Source organism: Streptomyces sp. MMCC 100 (assembly GCF_041538145.2).
Taxonomy (GTDB): domain Bacteria; phylum Actinomycetota; class Actinomycetes; order Streptomycetales; family Streptomycetaceae; genus Streptomyces.
Window position 1 is genome coordinate 7643476 of the sequence record NZ_JBGORK020000001.1, and the last position, 15678, is coordinate 7659153.

The 15678-nt window shown below is 71.9% G+C and carries 15 protein-coding genes and 1 riboswitch; of the genes, 5 read left to right on the top strand and 10 right to left on the bottom strand.

Annotation, left to right across the window (positions count from 1 at the left end):
• Positions 1-193: 193 nt before the first annotated feature.
• The 4 genes from groL to thrC form a co-directional block, all read right to left on the bottom strand.
• Positions 194-1819, bottom strand: a complete 1626-nt coding sequence (gene groL / locus ABS735_RS35440; RefSeq protein WP_007388714.1) for a chaperonin GroEL — start codon at positions 1817-1819, stop codon at positions 194-196.
• A 326-nt stretch (positions 1820-2145) separates the two neighbouring features.
• Positions 2146-2349: a cold-shock protein gene (locus ABS735_RS35445; RefSeq protein ID WP_004929928.1), complete on the bottom strand. Its 204-nt coding sequence runs from the start codon at positions 2347-2349 to the stop codon at positions 2146-2148.
• 407 nt (positions 2350-2756) lie between these two features.
• Entirely contained in the window at positions 2757-3032 is a 276-nt protein-coding gene (locus tag ABS735_RS35450; RefSeq protein WP_030186288.1) for a MoaD/ThiS family protein, read from the bottom strand.
• Complete coding sequence (gene thrC, locus ABS735_RS35455) at positions 3029-4348, bottom strand: threonine synthase (RefSeq protein WP_373904170.1); 1320 nt, start codon at positions 4346-4348, stop codon at positions 3029-3031. Before thrC ends, ABS735_RS35450 begins: the two co-directional genes overlap by 4 nt.
• 17 nt (positions 4349-4365) lie before the next feature.
• Positions 4366-4514, bottom strand: a riboswitch (SAM riboswitch).
• 141 nt (positions 4515-4655) lie between these two features.
• Between thrC and ABS735_RS35460 the strand changes: the two genes are divergently transcribed.
• Positions 4656-5600, top strand: a complete 945-nt coding sequence (locus ABS735_RS35460) for a glucosyl-3-phosphoglycerate synthase (protein WP_373904171.1) — start codon at positions 4656-4658, stop codon at positions 5598-5600.
• 26 nt (positions 5601-5626) lie between these two features.
• Here ABS735_RS35460 and ABS735_RS35465 read toward each other — a convergent pair whose 3' ends face one another.
• Positions 5627-6367, bottom strand: coding sequence for a hypothetical protein (locus ABS735_RS35465; RefSeq protein WP_373904172.1), 741 nt, complete (start codon positions 6365-6367; stop codon positions 5627-5629).
• Between the two features lie 146 nt (positions 6368-6513).
• On the opposite strand from ABS735_RS35465, the gene ABS735_RS35470 reads away from it, so the two are divergent.
• On the top strand, positions 6514-7917 hold the full coding sequence (locus tag ABS735_RS35470) for an alpha,alpha-trehalose-phosphate synthase (UDP-forming) (protein ID WP_373904173.1): 1404 nt from the start codon (positions 6514-6516) through the stop codon (positions 7915-7917).
• Between the two features lie 20 nt (positions 7918-7937).
• Here the strand turns inward: ABS735_RS35470 and ABS735_RS35475 are convergent, their stop codons facing one another.
• The 4 genes from ABS735_RS35475 to ABS735_RS35490 form a co-directional block, all read right to left on the bottom strand.
• Positions 7938-8432 carry a hypothetical protein gene (locus ABS735_RS35475; protein ID WP_373904174.1) on the bottom strand — a complete coding sequence of 165 codons (495 nt, stop codon included), beginning with the start codon at positions 8430-8432 and terminating at the stop codon, positions 7938-7940.
• Between the two features lie 137 nt (positions 8433-8569).
• On the bottom strand, positions 8570-9442 hold the full coding sequence (gene otsB / locus ABS735_RS35480) for a trehalose-phosphatase (RefSeq protein WP_373904175.1): 873 nt from the start codon (positions 9440-9442) through the stop codon (positions 8570-8572).
• Positions 9443-9748: 306 nt separating this feature from the next.
• Positions 9749-9982: a DUF3263 domain-containing protein gene (locus ABS735_RS35485; protein ID WP_373904176.1), complete on the bottom strand. Its 234-nt coding sequence runs from the start codon at positions 9980-9982 to the stop codon at positions 9749-9751.
• A 36-nt stretch (positions 9983-10018) separates the two neighbouring features.
• Complete coding sequence (locus ABS735_RS35490) at positions 10019-11284, bottom strand: ABC transporter substrate-binding protein (protein ID WP_476755868.1); 1266 nt, start codon at positions 11282-11284, stop codon at positions 10019-10021.
• A 139-nt stretch (positions 11285-11423) separates the two neighbouring features.
• On the opposite strand from ABS735_RS35490, the gene ABS735_RS35495 reads away from it, so the two are divergent.
• The 3 genes from ABS735_RS35495 (at position 11424) to ABS735_RS35505 (ending at position 14631) form a co-directional block, all read left to right on the top strand.
• Entirely contained in the window at positions 11424-12410 is a 987-nt protein-coding gene (locus ABS735_RS35495; protein ID WP_373904177.1) for an ROK family protein, read from the top strand.
• Entirely contained in the window at positions 12410-13555 is a 1146-nt protein-coding gene (nagA, locus tag ABS735_RS35500; RefSeq protein ID WP_373904178.1) for an N-acetylglucosamine-6-phosphate deacetylase, read from the top strand. Before ABS735_RS35495 ends, nagA begins: the two co-directional genes overlap by 1 nt.
• A gap of 143 nt (positions 13556-13698) precedes the next feature.
• A complete protein-coding gene (locus ABS735_RS35505; RefSeq protein WP_373904315.1) occupies positions 13699-14631 on the top strand; it encodes a 1-phosphofructokinase family hexose kinase in 933 nt (310 codons plus the stop codon).
• Here ABS735_RS35505 and ABS735_RS35510 read toward each other — a convergent pair.
• Positions 14628-15617: a carbohydrate-binding protein gene (locus tag ABS735_RS35510; RefSeq protein WP_373904179.1), complete on the bottom strand. Its 990-nt coding sequence runs from the start codon at positions 15615-15617 to the stop codon at positions 14628-14630. The two genes, ABS735_RS35505 and ABS735_RS35510, sit on opposite strands and share 4 nt — an antisense overlap.
• Positions 15618-15678 lie beyond the last annotated feature (61 nt).

Below are 15678 nucleotides of genomic sequence, written 5' to 3' on the forward strand. Positions count from 1 at the left end.
GCGCGCGCATTTATCGCACTCCACGGTGAACCGTCCCGCCCGGCCGGGTCATTCCGTCCGCGGCCGCCGGCCAGCCGTGACCCGGACCACATCCGGCCGGAGGGCAGGCGGGAACGCCCGAGGGCGGCACCCCCTTCTCGGGGAGTGCCGCCCTCGGTCCGTACTGGACGGTCGATCAACCGGAACCGGTCGATCAGAAGTCCATGTCACCGCCCGGCATGCCGCCCGGGGCGCCCGCCGCAGCGGCCTTCTCCGGCTTGTCGGCGATGACGGCCTCGGTGGTGAGGAACAGCGCGGCGATGGAGGCGGCGTTCTGCAGGGCAGAGCGGGTCACCTTCGCCGGGTCGATGATGCCCTCGGCGATCATGTCGACGTACTCACCGGAGGCGGCGTTCAGGCCGTGGCCGACGGTCAGGTTGCGGACCTTCTCCACGACGACGCCGCCCTCGAGACCACCGTTGACGGCGATCTGCTTCAGCGGGGCCTCCAGGGCGAGCTTCACGGCGTTGGCGCCGGTCGCCTCGTCACCCGACAGCTCCAGCTTCTCGAAGACCTGGGAGGCCTGGAGCAGGGCCACGCCACCACCGGCGACGATGCCCTCCTCGACGGCCGCCTTCGCGTTGCGAACGGCGTCCTCGATGCGGTGCTTGCGCTCCTTGAGCTCGACCTCGGTGGCGGCACCGGCCTTGATGACGGCCACGCCGCCGGCCAGCTTCGCCAGGCGCTCCTGGAGCTTCTCGCGGTCGTAGTCCGAGTCGCTGTTCTCGATCTCGGCGCGGATCTGGTTGACCCGGCCCTGGACCTGGTCGGCCGAGCCGGCGCCGTCCACGATCGTGGTCTCGTCCTTGGTGATGACGACCTTGCGCGCGCTGCCCAGCAGGTCCAGCGTGGCGTTCTCGAGCTTGAGGCCGACCTCCTCGGAGATGACCTCGCCACCCGTGAGGATGGCGATGTCGCCGAGCATGGCCTTGCGGCGGTCGCCGAAGCCCGGGGCCTTGACGGCGACGGACTTGAAGGTGCCGCGGATCTTGTTGACGACCAGGGTCGACAGGGCCTCGCCCTCGACGTCCTCGGCGATGATCAGCAGCGGCTTGCCCGACTGCATGACCTTCTCCAGGAGCGGCAGCAGGTCCTTGACGTTGCCGATCTTGGAGTTGGCGATCAGGATGTACGGGTCGTCGAGCGACGCCTCCATACGCTCCATGTCGGTGGCGAAGTACGCCGAGATGTAGCCCTTGTCGAAGCGCATACCCTCGGTGAGCTCCAGCTCCAGACCGAAGGTCTGGGACTCCTCGACGGTGATGACGCCTTCCTTGCCGACCTTGTCCATGGCCTCGGCGATGAGCTCGCCGATCTGGGTGTCGGCGGCGGAGATGGAGGCCGTGGAGGCGATCTGCTCCTTGGTCTCGACGTCCTTCGCCTGCTCGAGCAGGGCGGCGGAGACGGCCTCGACGGCCTTCTCGATACCGCGCTTCAGGGCCATCGGGTTGGCGCCGGCCGCGACGTTGCGCAGGCCTTCCTTGACCAGGGCCTGGGCGAGAACGGTCGCGGTGGTCGTACCGTCACCGGCGACGTCGTCCGTCTTCTTGGCGACTTCCTTGACCAGCTCGGCGCCGATCTTCTCGTACGGGTCCTCGAGTTCGATCTCCTTGGCGATGGAGACACCATCGTTGGTGATCGTGGGGGCGCCCCACTTCTTCTCGAGGACGACGTTGCGGCCCTTGGGGCCGAGCGTCACCTTGACGGCGTCCGCGAGCTGGTTCATGCCGCGCTCGAGGCCGCGCCGCGCCTCCTCGTCGAACGCGATGATCTTGGCCATGTGAAGTGGTCCCTCCAGGACTGGGGGTGATTCCTTCGGACCGCGCCCGCGCCCGCGACGGACGGCTCGCCGGCCTTGTGGTTCCTTCCCCACCCGGCCTGCGGGCCTCACCGACCCGGTCCTTCGTTGTCACTCTCACCTTCAGAGTGCTAACGCAATGATTAGCACTCGCCCCCATCGAGTGCAAGCGCCTCTCGGGGATCGGGCCCCGCCGTCAGCCACCCGCGAACAAGGGGACGGCGCGTGTCCGGGCAGGCCGAAGGGCCCGTACCCCGGGAGGTACGGGCCCTTCGGATGAAGACCGGGTGCTGCGGTGGCCGCGCGTCTCAGGCGCTGAGGCGAACCATGTCGGCCTGCGGGCCCTTCTGACCCTGCGAGATCTCGAACTCGACCCGCTGGCCTTCTTCGAGGGTGCGGTAGCCGTCCATCTGAATCGCGCTGTAGTGGACGAAAACATCCGCACCACCGTCGACCGCGATGAAGCCGTACCCCTTCTCCGCGTTGAACCACTTGACGGTGCCCTGAGCCATGCCTAACTCCCCTATTACTGGCCCTTGCACAGATCCACACTTCGCGGACCCGGGTCAGACCTCACCCCCTCACGACTGGGGGCGTGCGCCGGAACGCGTCGACCGCGGCTGAATGTATCTGTCCAACTGCCGTCTGCAACAGGTCAATCGGACGAGAAATCTGGACGTACCCGGTCCGGAATGTGGCGAGAATTCGCCTGAATTCGGGTCAAGTCGGGTCATACAAAGGGAACAAAAGCCGCAGAATACGCTCGCACTTTGGCTGCTTCTTGTCGGGCGGGCGGCAGGAATTAACGGTTCCCGTTGTGCCGATCGGGAGCGCGTTCCCCAACTCTACCGCGCTCAATCACATGGAATTGCCCCCTCCGTTTCTCTTACGGAGAGGGCAATCGGCACTACGACGCGTATCAGCCGCCGGCGACCGCGGGGATGATCGAGACGCCCGCGCCGTCCGGCGTCGCCGTCTCCAGGCCCTGCTCGAAGCGGACGTCGTCGTCGTTGACGTAGACGTTGACGAAGCGGCGCAGCTTGCCCTGGTCGTCCAGGACGCGGGCGGCGATGCCGGTGTGGTTCTTCTCCAGGTCGGAGATGACCTCCCCGAGGTTGGCGCCGTCGGCGCTCACCTCGGCCTTGCCACCGGTGTAGGTGCGCAGGATGGTCGGGATACGAACGGTCACGCTCATGCGAGGCCAGCCTCTCGGAAGGAATCCAGGTTCGGGCGGATCGTGGCGGTGAGGCCGGTACCGGCCACCGCGTCGAGGGTCTTGAGGCCGTCGCCGGTGTTGAGGACGACGGTGGTGAGCGACGGGTCAAGCACGCCGTTCTCGATCAGCTTCTTCGTCACGCCGACCGTCACGCCGCCTGCCGTCTCGGCGAAGATGCCCTCCGTGCGGGCGAGCAGCTTGATCGCGTCCACGACCTGCTCGTCGGTCACGTCCTCCACGGCGCCGCCGGTGCGGCGGGCGATGTCGAGGACGTAGGGGCCGTCGGCGGGGTTGCCGATGGCCAGCGACTTGGCGATGGTGTTCGGCTTCTGCGGGCGGACCACGTCGTGACCGGCCTTGTACGCCGTGGAGACCGGCGAGCAGCCCTCGGCCTGCGCGCCGAAGATCTTGTACGGCTTGTCCTCGACCAGGCCGAGCTCGATCAGCTCCTTCAGCCCCTTGTCGATCTTCGTCAGCTGGGAGCCGGACGCGATCGGGACGACGATCTGGTCGGGCAGCCGCCAGCCGAGCTGCTCGCAGATCTCGTAGGCGAGGGTCTTGGAACCCTCGGCGTAGTAGGGGCGCAGGTTGACGTTGACGAAGCCCCAGCCCTCGCCGGCCGGGTCGCCGATCAGCTCGGAGCAGAAGCGGTTCACGTCGTCGTAGTTGCCCTCGATGCCGACCAGCTCACCGCCGTAGACGGCGGCCATGACGACCTTGCCCTGCTCCAGGTCGTGCGGGATGAACACGCAGGAGCGGAAGCCGGCCCGGGCGGCGGCGGCGCCGACGGCACCGGCGAGGTTGCCGGTGGAGGAGCAGGAGAGGGTGGTGAAGCCGAAGGCGCGGGCTGCCTCGATGGCCTGGGCGACGACGCGGTCCTTGAAGGAGTGCGTGGGGTTGCCGGAGTCGTCCTTGACGTAGAGCCCGCCGGTGACGCCGAGTTCACGGGCGAGGTTGTCGGCCTTGACGAGCTTGGTCCAGCCGGGGTTGATGTTCGGCTTGGTCGCGACGTCGGCCGGGACGGGCAGCAGGGGGGCGTAGCGCCAGATGTTCGCGGGGCCCGCTTCGATCCGCTTCCGCAGTTCCTCGGTGTCGTAGCCCGAGAAGTCGTAGGCGATCTCGAGGGGGCCGAAACACTCCTCGCAGGCGAAGACCGGTCCGAGCGGAACCTTGTGACCGCACTCGCGGCAGCTCAGGGCGGCGGCGGGGCCGAGGTCGACGGCGGAACCCGAGGGGTTCGCGGAGGTCGCGGCGTTCGAGGGGTTCGATGTGCTTTCGGCAGTCTGCACAGCCATGGAGGCGAGGCCCTTTCTCCTCATCTTCCTCACGACGCATCTCGCCGTGAGACGGATTTGGCACCTTCCCTAGCCGGGAGCCTCGCCACGTCACGTGTGACAAGAGCCGGCTGGAGGGTTGCCGGGGCTTCATCGGGCCGTATCCCTCTGCCCCTCTGGATGAGCGGTATGTGGTTGTTTTTCGGTTGTGCGCGCGGCGACCCCGGCATGCGGTGGTCCCACGCGTTGTTCAAGACTGTAACCGACGGCCAGGACGGTTGAGATAGTCGTCCGTACCGCGAGATGGATCACAAAGGAGCCACCGGACGTGCTGGAAGAAGTCGAGCGCTGGCTGAACGCACGCTCCTGGTCGGCCGGGGACCGGCCGGTCCAGCACCTGCTGTCCGCCAAGCACGCCACCGGGCAGTCGGTCAGCGTGGTACTCCCCGCCCTGGACGAGGAGGCGACGGTCGGCGACATCGTCACGGTGATCCGGCGGGAGCTGGTGCTCCGGGTTCCGCTGGTCGACGAGGTCGTGGTCGTGGACTCCGGGTCGAGCGACCGTACGGCGGAGGTGGCCGCGGCGGCCGGCGCGCGCGTCGTGCACCGCGACGCGATCCTCCCCCGCATCCCCGCCGTGCCGGGCAAGGGCGAGGTGCTGTGGCGTTCGCTGCTGGTCACCGGCGGGGACATCGTCTGCTTCGTCGACGCCGACCTGCGCGAGTTCTCCGCCGACTTCGTCTCCGGGATCGTGGGCCCGCTGCTCACCGACCCGGACGTGCACCTCGTCAAGGCCATGTACGACCGCCCGCTGGGCTCCGCTCCCGGTCAGGGCGGCCGGGTCACGGAGCTGATGGCCCGCCCGCTGCTCAACATGCACTGGCCGCAGCTGGCCGGTTTCGTCCAGCCGCTGGGCGGCGAGTACGCGGCCCGCCGCTCCCTGCTGGAACGGCTCCCCTTCCCGGTCGGCTACGGCGTCGAACTGGGCATGCTGGTCGACGCCCTGCACCTGGTGGGCCTGGACGCGCTGGCGCAGGTGGACGTCGGGGTCCGCGTCCACCGCCACCAGGACGGGCGGGCGCTGGGCCGGATGGCCGCCGCGATCTACCGCACCGCCCAGCTGCGGCTGGCCCGCGGCCACCTGGTCCGGCCGGCCCTCACCCAGTTCGAGCGGGGCGTCGACGGGTTCGAGCCGCGCACCTACGCCGTGGACACCGAGGAACGGCCCCCGATGACGGAGATCGCGGAGTACGCGGCCCGGAGGGTGGCCTAGGGGCGGCCCAGGGCAGCCCAGGGGTGTCAGCCGGGGACGCCGTCCGACCAGCGCCACCTGCCGCCGGAGTCCTGCTCGCAGGTCAGGTACTCGCCGCCGCGGCCGTGGGTGCTCAGGCCGTGGTGCTTGTCGGCGCAGAACTGGCCGTCGGCGTAGCAGTTGCCGGCCGGGCTCATCAGCTCGCAGCCGCCCGTGCCGCCACCCCCGGTGCCACCGCCGCCGGTGCCGCCGGTGCCGCCACCGCTGGTTCCGCCCGTGCCGCCGTCCCGCGTCTTCGACGGCGCGGGGGTCGGCTTCGGCGTGTGCAGCAGGCGCCCGGCGCAGTCGCGGCCGTCGCGCGGGACGGTGAACGTCACGGCGCCGGACCCGCCGCTCTGCTCGCAGACCTTCTCGCCGCTGCCCCATGAGGAGGCCTGCCGCCCGGTGCCCTGGAGGCGGACGGTGTAGCCGACGTGCGCCTTCTTGGCGGCGCTGACGGCCGCCCCGATGCTGCCGCCGGTGAGGTCCGGCAGGGTGACGGGGGTCGGAGTCGGGGTGGGCGTGGGCGTGGGCGTCGGGGTCTCGGTGCTGGGGGACGCCTCGGGGGTGGGGCTGCTGCTCGGCGTGGCCGTGTCGGTGGCGGAGGCGGTGGCCGTCGCGGGTGCCTCGTCCGCCTTCGTGCTCGCGTCACCGTCGCCGCAGCCGGCCAGGGCCAGCGCGGAGGCCGCGATCAGTGCCGCCGTGCCCGCGAGTCTGCTCGTGCGCCGGTTGCGTGTGCGTATGGGCATGAAGCGCCCACCCCCCAGAAAGTTGAAATGTGCACCGCACATCCTCGACCCGTTCACAGTTCCTGCACAAGACGCGTGACCGAATCGCCGCCGAGGTGACACCGGGGGACGTTTGAGGTTCGAGGGGCCGGGCTAGGTTGAGGCGTATGGCTTCAAGCTTCGGTGCTGCTCAGGTGCTGGTCGCCTCCAATCGGGGGCCGGTCTCGTACGAGGTGCGGGAGGACGGGTCGCTGCACGCCAAACGGGGCGGTGGCGGGCTGGTCTCGGGACTGTCGGCCATCGGGCCCGACGCGGACGCGCTGTGGGTGTGCTCGGCGCTCGGCGACGGCGACCGCGAGGCGGTGCGGCGCGGGGCCGGCGAGGACGGCGTACGGATGCTGGACGTACCGGCCGACGTGCACGCGGACGCGTACAACGGGATCGCCAACTCGGTGCTGTGGTTCGTGCACCACATGCTCTACCAGACGCCCCTGGAACCGGTCTTCGACGCGGAGTTCCGGCGGCAGTGGGCCTCCTACGAGGCGTACAACCGGGCCTTCGCCGAGGCGCTGGCCGAGGAGGCGGCCGAGGGCGCGGTCGCGATCGTGCAGGACTACCACCTGACGCTGGTGCCGGGGATGCTGCGCGAGCTGCGTCCGGACCTCAGGATCGGCCACTTCTCGCACACGCCGTGGGCCCCGGTCGACTACTTCCGGCTGCTGCCGGACGACATCGCCGAGCAGGTGCTGCGCGGGATGCTGGGCGCCGACCGGCTCGGGTTCCTCACCCGGCGCTGGGCCGACGCGTTCACCGCCTGCTGCGACGCCGTGGTGGGCGGGCTCGGCGGCACGGAGATCGGCGTGCACGGGCTCGGCGCCGACGGGGACTTCCTGCGGAAGCGGTCGCACGAGACCGACGTCGAGGAGCGGATGGCGGCGCTGCGGGAGGAGATCGGCACGGCGCCGGAGGGCGGCGCGCGCCGCACCGTCGTGCGGGTGGACCGGACCGAGCTGTCCAAGAACATCGTGCGCGGGCTGCTGGCGTACCGCGAGCTGCTGGCGGGGCGGCCCGAGTGGCGCGAGCGGGTCGTGCACGTCGCGTTCGCGTACCCCTCGCGGCAGGACCTCGCCGTGTACCGGGAGTACACGGCCGAGGTGGAGCGGGTCGCGAACGCGGTCAACGAGGAGTTCGGTACGCCGGGGTGGACGCCGGTCGTGCTGAATCTGAAGGACGACTTCGCGCGGTCGCTGGCGGCGTACCGGCTGGCGGACGTGGCGCTCGTCAACCCCGTCCGGGACGGGATGAACCTGGTCGCGAAGGAGGTGCCGGTCGTCTCCGACGCGGGGTGTGCGCTGGTGCTGTCGCGAGAGGCGGGGGCGTACGAGGAGCTGGGCGAGGACGCGGTCGTGGTGAACCCGTACGACGTGGTGGGGACGGCGGACGCGCTGCACGAGGCGCTCGGCCTGCCGGCGGGGGAACGGGCCGAGCGGTCGGAGCGGCTGGCGGCCGCCGGCACCGCGTTGCCCCCGGCGCGGTGGTTCCTGGAGCAGCTGGAGGCGCTGCGGGGCTGACGGGCGGGAGCGGTCGGGAGCTACTTGGCCTGGACCGGCGGGCAGGTGCCGGTCTCCTCGCCGATCGAGTTGATCTCCGCGTTCGGCCTCGGGTCACCGGCGTAGTTCACCTGGTCCGTGCACTTCACCCCGTCCTGCTTCGGGGTACCGGACGGCGTGCCGTCCGACTGGGGCTCGGGGCAGGTGCCGGTCTCCGCGCCGATCGAGTTGATCTCGGCGTTCGGCCGCGGGTCACCGGCGTAGTCCAGCCGGTCCGTGCACTTCTCCCCCTTCCCCTGGTCCGGCTTCGCCCCCTCCGGGGTGTCCGAGGAGGTGCCGGCGGTGGCGTTCCCGTCGTCGGTGCTCGCGTCGTCGGCGGTGGGGGACTGTGCCGTGCTCGTCGCGGTGGCGGCGGGGGTGGCGGGGGCGGCGGCGTCGTCGCCGGTGCCGCCGGTGCCGCTGTTGCCACAGGCGGTCAGGGCCAGGCCGAGGGCCACGGCGGCGAGGGCGAGCATCGGGGTCTTCCGAGCGGACATGACGGGTTCCTCCACGGTTCTGGGCCTCACTGAGCAGGCTTTACGGCGTGCAAGACCGTGGGGCGGCGGACCGGGTTCCCCGCCCGGGGCGTCAGGACACGCCTGTGACAGGCGGGGGAACCGTCCGTGACGTTGTCTCAGGCCAGCCGGCGCGCGAGGGCCGCCAGGAGGGCCACCACTCCGGCCGGGCCGGGCACCTCGACGTCCGCGCGCTTCCTCAGTTCCGTCACCTCGTCGCTGGCGCTGCAGACCAGGAGGCCGGGGGTGCCCTCGGTGCGGAGGGTGTCGACCGCCGCGTAGGCCGGGAGGTCGCCGAGGTCGTCGCCGGCGAAGAGGACGGAGGCGGCGTCCAGGGAGTGGACGTACGACCGCAGGGCCGCGCCCTTGTCCATGCCGGGCGGGCGCAGTTCCAGGACCATGCGGCCGGGTTCGACGATCAGGCCGTGGCGGGAGGCCAGGTCGGCGAGCGGGGCGCGCAGGGCTTCGAAGGCGGCCTGCGGGTCGGAGGCGCGGCGGGTGTGGACGGCGACCGCGTGGCCCTTGTCCTCCGTCCAGGTGCCCTGTGCCGCGGCCCCGGACCGTTCCAGCAGCCCCGGCAGCTCGGCGCGGACGGCGGCGACGCCGGGGTGCGGTGCGGGCGTGGCGAGGGTGTTGGTGGCGGCGTCCCAGCGTTCGGCGCCGTAGTGGCCGAGGACGACGAGGCGGTCGAGGCCGGGGACGTCCGCGAAGCCGCCGTGGTGGACGGCGACCTCGGCGGGGCGGCCGGTGATCACGGCGACCGAGGCGACCTTCGGGGCCAGGGCCGCGAGCGCCGGTACGGCCTCCGGGTGGGCGCGGGCCCGGTCGGGGTCGGGCACGATCGGGGCGAGCGTGCCGTCGAAGTCGAGCGCGATCACCGCGCGGCCGGGGTCGGCGAGGAGGGCGTCGAGCCCTTCGCGTCCGGCGGCCGTGGCGGGCGTCGGCAGGGGGTGTGGGGAGTCGTCTCGGGTGGAGTCCTGGTGGCTGCCCATACCGGGAACCTATCCCGCCGGGGCCGGGCCCACGCGTCGCCTGCGGGCCGTGCGCCACGACGGCCGGCTCCCGGTGTGCCCGCGTCACCGGGACCGTCGTCCCGCCGCGGCCCCGGACCGTTCCCGAGCCCCGACCCGGCCCGCACGGCGCTCCGCCCGACCGGCACACCACCCGGTGTTCCGCGCGGACCGGGCCTGTGCCTGCCCCGGCGCGGTGCCCCGGCCCGGCGCACGAACCGCCCAGCGCTCCGCGGGAACCGGTGCAGTGGCTCGTCCGGCGTGGTGACCCGGCCGGTGCGGGCGGTCTCAGCGTTCCGCGCGGCGTGACTCCCGTATCCGGCGCAGGCGGTTGACCGTCACCGGGTCGGTCGCCAGGGCGCGGGGGTCGTCGAGGAGGGCGTTGAGGAGCTGGTAGTAGCGGACGGGGGCCAGGCCCAGCTCCTCGCGGATGGCGCGTTCCTTGGCGCCGGGGCCGGAGAAGCCCCGGCGTTCCAGTGCGAGGATGCTCCGCTCCCGCTCGGCCAGCTCTCCCGGGTCCATGTACGGCACCGTAACGCCCGCCGCCGACAACGGCCGCTACTCCGCGCTGCCGGCCCGCATCGCCGTCGCCTGGATCTGGCCGAGGACCTCCTTGGGGCTGCCGCCGGAGGCGACCGCCTCGCCGATGTGCTTCTTGACGTCCGCGCTGACCGAGGCCCAGGAGGTCTTGCCGACCGGGTACAGCTCGGAGAGCAGCAGCTCGTCCAGGAACGGCTTGAGGTTCTTGTCCTCCGCAGCGGTGCTCATGGCCTGGGAGGCGGAGGTGGTCACCGGCAGCAGGTCGTACTCGCGGGAGAAGTCGAGGACGTTCTCCTCGCTGTAGACGAAGTCGAGGAAGTCGCCGACCTCGTTCTGGTGGCCGTTCTTCTTGAAGGCCGTCATCCAGTCGGAGACACCGAGGGTGTTCTTGCTCTCGCCGTCGATGCCGGGGGTGGTCACCATGCCGTACTTCACGCCCTTGTCGGACGCCATCTTCATCAGCGAGGGGTGGCCGTTGAGCATGGCCACCTCTCCGCCCGCGAAGGCGGCGAAGGCGTCGGCGCGGTCGAGCTTGCCGGGGGCGACGGGTCCGGTGAGGCCCTTGCCGACCAGTTCGTCCCGCAGCCAGGTGAAGGTGGTGACGTTCTGCGGGGAGTCGACGGAGTAGGTGCCGACGTCGTCGGTGTAGCCGCCCGAGCCGCTGAGCATCCACTGCATCGTCTCGGCCTGCGCCTCCTCGGCGCCCAGCGGCAGGGCGTACGGGTACTTCACGCCCTTCTCCTTGAGCGCCTCGGCGGCCTCGGCCAGGTCGTCCCAGGACTTGGGCGGGGTGACGCCGGCCTCGTTGAAGAGGGTCTTGTTGTAGAAGAGCACGCGGGTGGAGGCCGCGAAGGGCAGCCCGTACTGCACGCCGTTGACCTGGCCGGCGCCGGCCAGCTGGGAGACGAAGTCGGCCTGGACCGGGATGGAGAGCACGTCGTCGGCCCGGTAGAGCAGGTCCTTGTCCGCGTAGTCGGAGTAGGCGCCGATCTGCGCCATGTCGGGCGCCTTGCCCGCCTCGACCATCTCGCGGACCTTGCGGTCGACGTCGTTCCACGAGTAGACGGTGACGTCCACGTGCACGTCGGGGTTCTTGGCCTCGTAGGACTCGACCAGGTCGTCCCAGTACTTCTGGGAGCTGTTGTCCTTGCTGTCGCCGTAGTCGGCGGCGACGAGCTTCAGGGTCACCCCGTCGGAGTCGCCGGTCAGCCCGCAGCCCCCGAGGACCGCCGTCATGCCCAGTGCGGACACCACCGCGATCGTTCCTGTCCTACGCCGCTGCACCCTGTTCCCCAACCCTGCCGACGACTCGTCGTTCACTGCTCGTTGTTCACTGCTCGTTCGCGCGTTCGCTTACCGGATTAAGGTCTACACCACGTAAGTGGACTAGACCTCTCCCGGGTAGACGGGCCACACTGTCCCCGTGAGACATGTCATCGCCCTCGATGTGGGCGGCACCGGGATGAAGGCCGCCCTGGCGGGGCCTGGGGGCGAGCTGCTGCACCAGGCGCGCCGGGCCACCGGCCGCGAGCGGGGACCCGAGGCGGTCGTCGCGGGCATCCTCGACTTCGCCGCCGAACTGCGGGCCTACGGCGCGGACCGCTTCGGCGAGCCGGCCCGCGCCGCCGGCGTCGCCGTCCCCGGCATCGTCGACGCCGAGCAGGGCGTCGCCGTGTACGCGGCCAACCTCGGCTGGCGAGACGTGCCGCTGCGTGCGCTCCTCGGCGACCGGCTCGGCTCCGTTCCGGTCGCCCTCGGCCACGACGTGCGCACCGGCGGGCTCGCCGAGGGCCGGATCGGCGCCGGCAAGGGCGCCGACCGGTTCCTGTTCGTGCCGCTGGGCACCGGGATCGCGGGGGCCATCGGCATCGACGGCCGGGTCGAGGCGGGCGCCCACGGCTTCGCGGGCGAGATCGGCCACGTCGTCGTACGCCCCGGCGGCATCCCCTGTCCGTGCGGGCAGCGCGGCTGTCTGGAGCGGTTCGCGTCCGCGTCGGCGGTCAGCCAGGCGTGGGCCGAGGCCTGCGGCGACCCGGAGGCGGACGCCGCCGACTGCGCCAAGGCCGTCGAGTCGGGGGACGCCCGCGCGCTCGCCGTGTGGCGGGACGCCGTGGACGCGCTCGCCGACGGGCTGGTCACCGCGCTCACCCTGCTGGACCCGCGCGTCCTGATCATCGGTGGCGGCCTCGCCGAAGCGGGGGAAACCTTGTTCACACCGCTGCGGGACGCCGTCCGGCGGCGCGTCACCTTCCAGAAACTGCCGGAGATCGTCCCCGCCGCACTCGGGGACACCGCCGGCTGCCTGGGTGCCGGGCTGATGGCCTGGGACCTGCTCGACACCGCTCCCTCGGCTCTCCACACCGGTTCCACGACTTCTACGACCGCGACTCCCCCGGAGGTAACCACCTGATGGCCCCAAGCAAGGTTCTCGCCGGTGCCCGGGTGGTACTGCCCACCGGGACCGTGGACGACGGCCGCGTGATCGTCGACGGCACGCGGATCGCGGACACGGCTCCCCCGCAGGCCGAGACCGTCGACGTGTCGGGCCACTGGGTCGTCCCGGGCTTCGTCGACATCCACAACCACGGCGGCGGCGGGGCCTCGTTCACCGGCGGTACGCCCGAGGAGATCCTCAAGGGCGTCGAGACCCACCGCCGGCACGGCACGACCACGGTGGTCGCCTCCGCCGTCACCGGTGACCTGGACTTCCTCGCCCGGCGGGCCGGCCTGCTCGCCGAACTCGCCCAGCAGGGCGACATCGTTGGCATTCACTTCGAGGGGCCGTTCATCTCGCCGTGCCGCAAGGGCGCGCACGACGAGCAGCTGCTGCGCGACCCGGACCCGGCCGAGGTGCGCAAGCTGGTCGACGCGGCGCACGGCCACGCGAAGATGATGACGCTGGCGACGGAGCTGCCGGGCGGCCTGGACTCCGTACGGCTGCTGGTCGAGCACGGCGTGATCGCGGCCGTCGGGCACACCGACGCGACGTACGAGCAGACGGTGCAGGCCATCGACGCGGGCGCCACCGTCGCCACGCACCTCTTCAACGCGATGCCCCCGGTCGGCCACCGTGCCCCCGGTCCGATCACGGCGCTGCTGGAGGACGAGCGGATCACCGTCGAGCTGATCAACGACGGCACCCACCTGCACCCGGCCGCGCTGCAGCTGGCCTTCCACCACGCGGGTGCCGACCGGGTCGCCTTCATCACCGACGCGATGGACGCGGCCGGTTTCGGCGACGGCCGCTATCTGCTCGGCCCGCTGGAGGTCGAGGTCGCGGACGGCGTGGCCCGGCTGGTGGAGGGCGGCTCGATCGCGGGCTCCACGCTCACCCTGGACCGCGCCTTCAAGCGGGCGGTGACGGTGGACAGGCTGCCCGTCGGGGACGTCGTCTCGGCCATCTCCGCCAACCCGGCGCGGCTGCTGGGCCTGGACGACCGGATCGGCTCCCTGGAGCCCGGCAAGGACGCCGACCTGGTGATCCTGGACGACGCCTTCGACCTGGTGGGCGTGATGCGCCGGGGCGAATGGGTGGTCGATCCCCAACTGGGCTGATCCGTCCCCGAGTCCGCTCCGGGGCCGACCGGTGACGGCCGACCCGGGGGCTGGGCCGAACGCCGCCCGTTTGGCATGATCGTGTCGTGGAGCACGGCTCCGCGGGCACACCCAGCCGCAGACGATCGGGGGAGGTCGGCACGGTGATCCTCACCGTCACTCTCAACACCGCGCTCGACATCACCTACCGCGTCCAGGGCCTCAGGCCCCACGCCTCGCACCGGGTGACCGAGGTGACCGAGCGCCCCGGCGGCAAGGGGCTGAACGTGGCCCGCGTGCTGGCGGCCCTCGGGCACGAGGTGACGGTCACCGGCTTCGCGGGCGGCACCACCGGGGGCGTCGTGCGCGAGCAGCTGACCGGCGTGCGCGGGGTGACCGACGCGCTCCTGCCGGTCGCGGGGACGACGCGGCGCACCGTCGCCGTCGTCGACGAGCGCACCGGCGACACCACCCAGCTCAACGAGCCGGGCGCGGCCGTGGCGCCCGCCGAGTGGAACGCCTTCCAGGAGGTGTACGCGGACCTGCTGACCGGCGTGGCAGCGGTGGCCCTGTGCGGCAGCCTGCCGCCGGGCGTCCCGGTGGGCGCCTACGCCGGGCTGGTGCGTGCCGCGCGCGCCGCGGGCGTGCCGGTGCTGCTCGACACGAGCGGGGAACCGCTGCGGCGGGGGCTGGCCGCCCGTCCGGACCTGATCAAGCCGAACGCCGACGAGCTGGCCGAGCTGACCGGCTCGCACGAGCCGCAGCGGGCCGCGCAGGCCGCCCGGCGCCGCGGTGCCCGCTCGGTGGTCGCCTCGCTGGGCGCCGAGGGGCTGCTCGCGGTGACCCCGGAGGGCCGCTGGCGCGCCGCCCCGCCGGCCCACGTCCACGGCAACCCGACCGGCGCGGGCGACTCCGCGGTGGCGGGGCTGCTCTCCGGGCTGGTGGAGCACCTGCCCTGGCCGGAGAGACTGGCCCGCGCGGTCGCCCTGTCGGCGGCGACGGTGCTGGCGCCGGTGGCGGGCGAGTTCGACCGGGCGGCGTACGAGGAGCTGCTCGGACGCGGGGTCGCGGTGACGGCGGAGGCGGGCGCGGCCTAGTCCTTGACCTGGCCCTTCTTCAGGGAGAACTGGTCCAGCAGGACGTTGCACTTGTCGCCGTCGGCGCAGGAGAGCGCGATCGTGTTGGTGCCCTTGCTGAGGGTGGGCCAGGCGTACGTCTTGGTCCAGCCCTTGGCGAAGTCGCCGTCCTTGGCCTGGGCGAAGTTGCCCAGGTTCAGTTTGCTGCCGAACTCCTTGCCGTTGACCGTCAGGGTCATCGACTGGTCCTCGTCGGCCGTGCTGTAGGTGGTGAAGAGGGTGTAGAGGCCGTCCTCGGGGATGCCGTTCACGGTCCAGGTGACCGAGGCGCCCGGCTGGTTGAGGTTGGCCACGTAGACGCCGCCGTCCGACTGGGCGCCCTCCACGTCCGACGCGAGGGAGGCCGCGCCGCCCAGCCGCATCGACTTCGCCTCGATGGAGGGCAGCTCGACCTCTTCCTCCGCGCCCTCGCTCGCCGACGGGCTGGGCTCGGTGCTCTCGGACTGGGTGGGGGTCGGGTCGCCGCCCGCCTCGTTGCCGCCCTTGTCGTCGTCGGCGCCGCTGCTCGTCATGGCCACGGCGATGCCGATGACCACCGCGGCGACGACCGCCACCGCGCCGATCAGCAGACCCTTGGTGTTGGGGCCGCGGCGTCCGCCGCCCCCACCGTGCCCGGACGGCTGCTGCGGCCCGGCGGGACCGCCGCCACCGCCGGGGAAAGTCTCCGGCGCCGCGTAGTGCGCGTTCGGCTGTCCGTACGCCCCCTGCGGCTGGCCGTAGGCGCCCTGCTGGGGCGGGGCGGCCTGTCCGTAGGCGGCGGTCGGTGCTCCCTGGCCCTGCGGTGCCCCGTACTGCCGTGTGCCGACGGGACGCACCCGGTTGACGGAGTTCGGGTAGCCGTAGCCACCGGACGGCGGCTGGGCCCCGTTGGCCTGCCCGTCGGCGTAGAGGTAGCCGAAGGGGTCGTCGTCCTCGGGCGTGCTCGCGCCGTTGTTGCCGGGCGTCATCCCTAGGTCTCCTAACCAGATGCGGTGCGTGGTGCGGTACGGGTGTGTGAGAGAGCGAGCC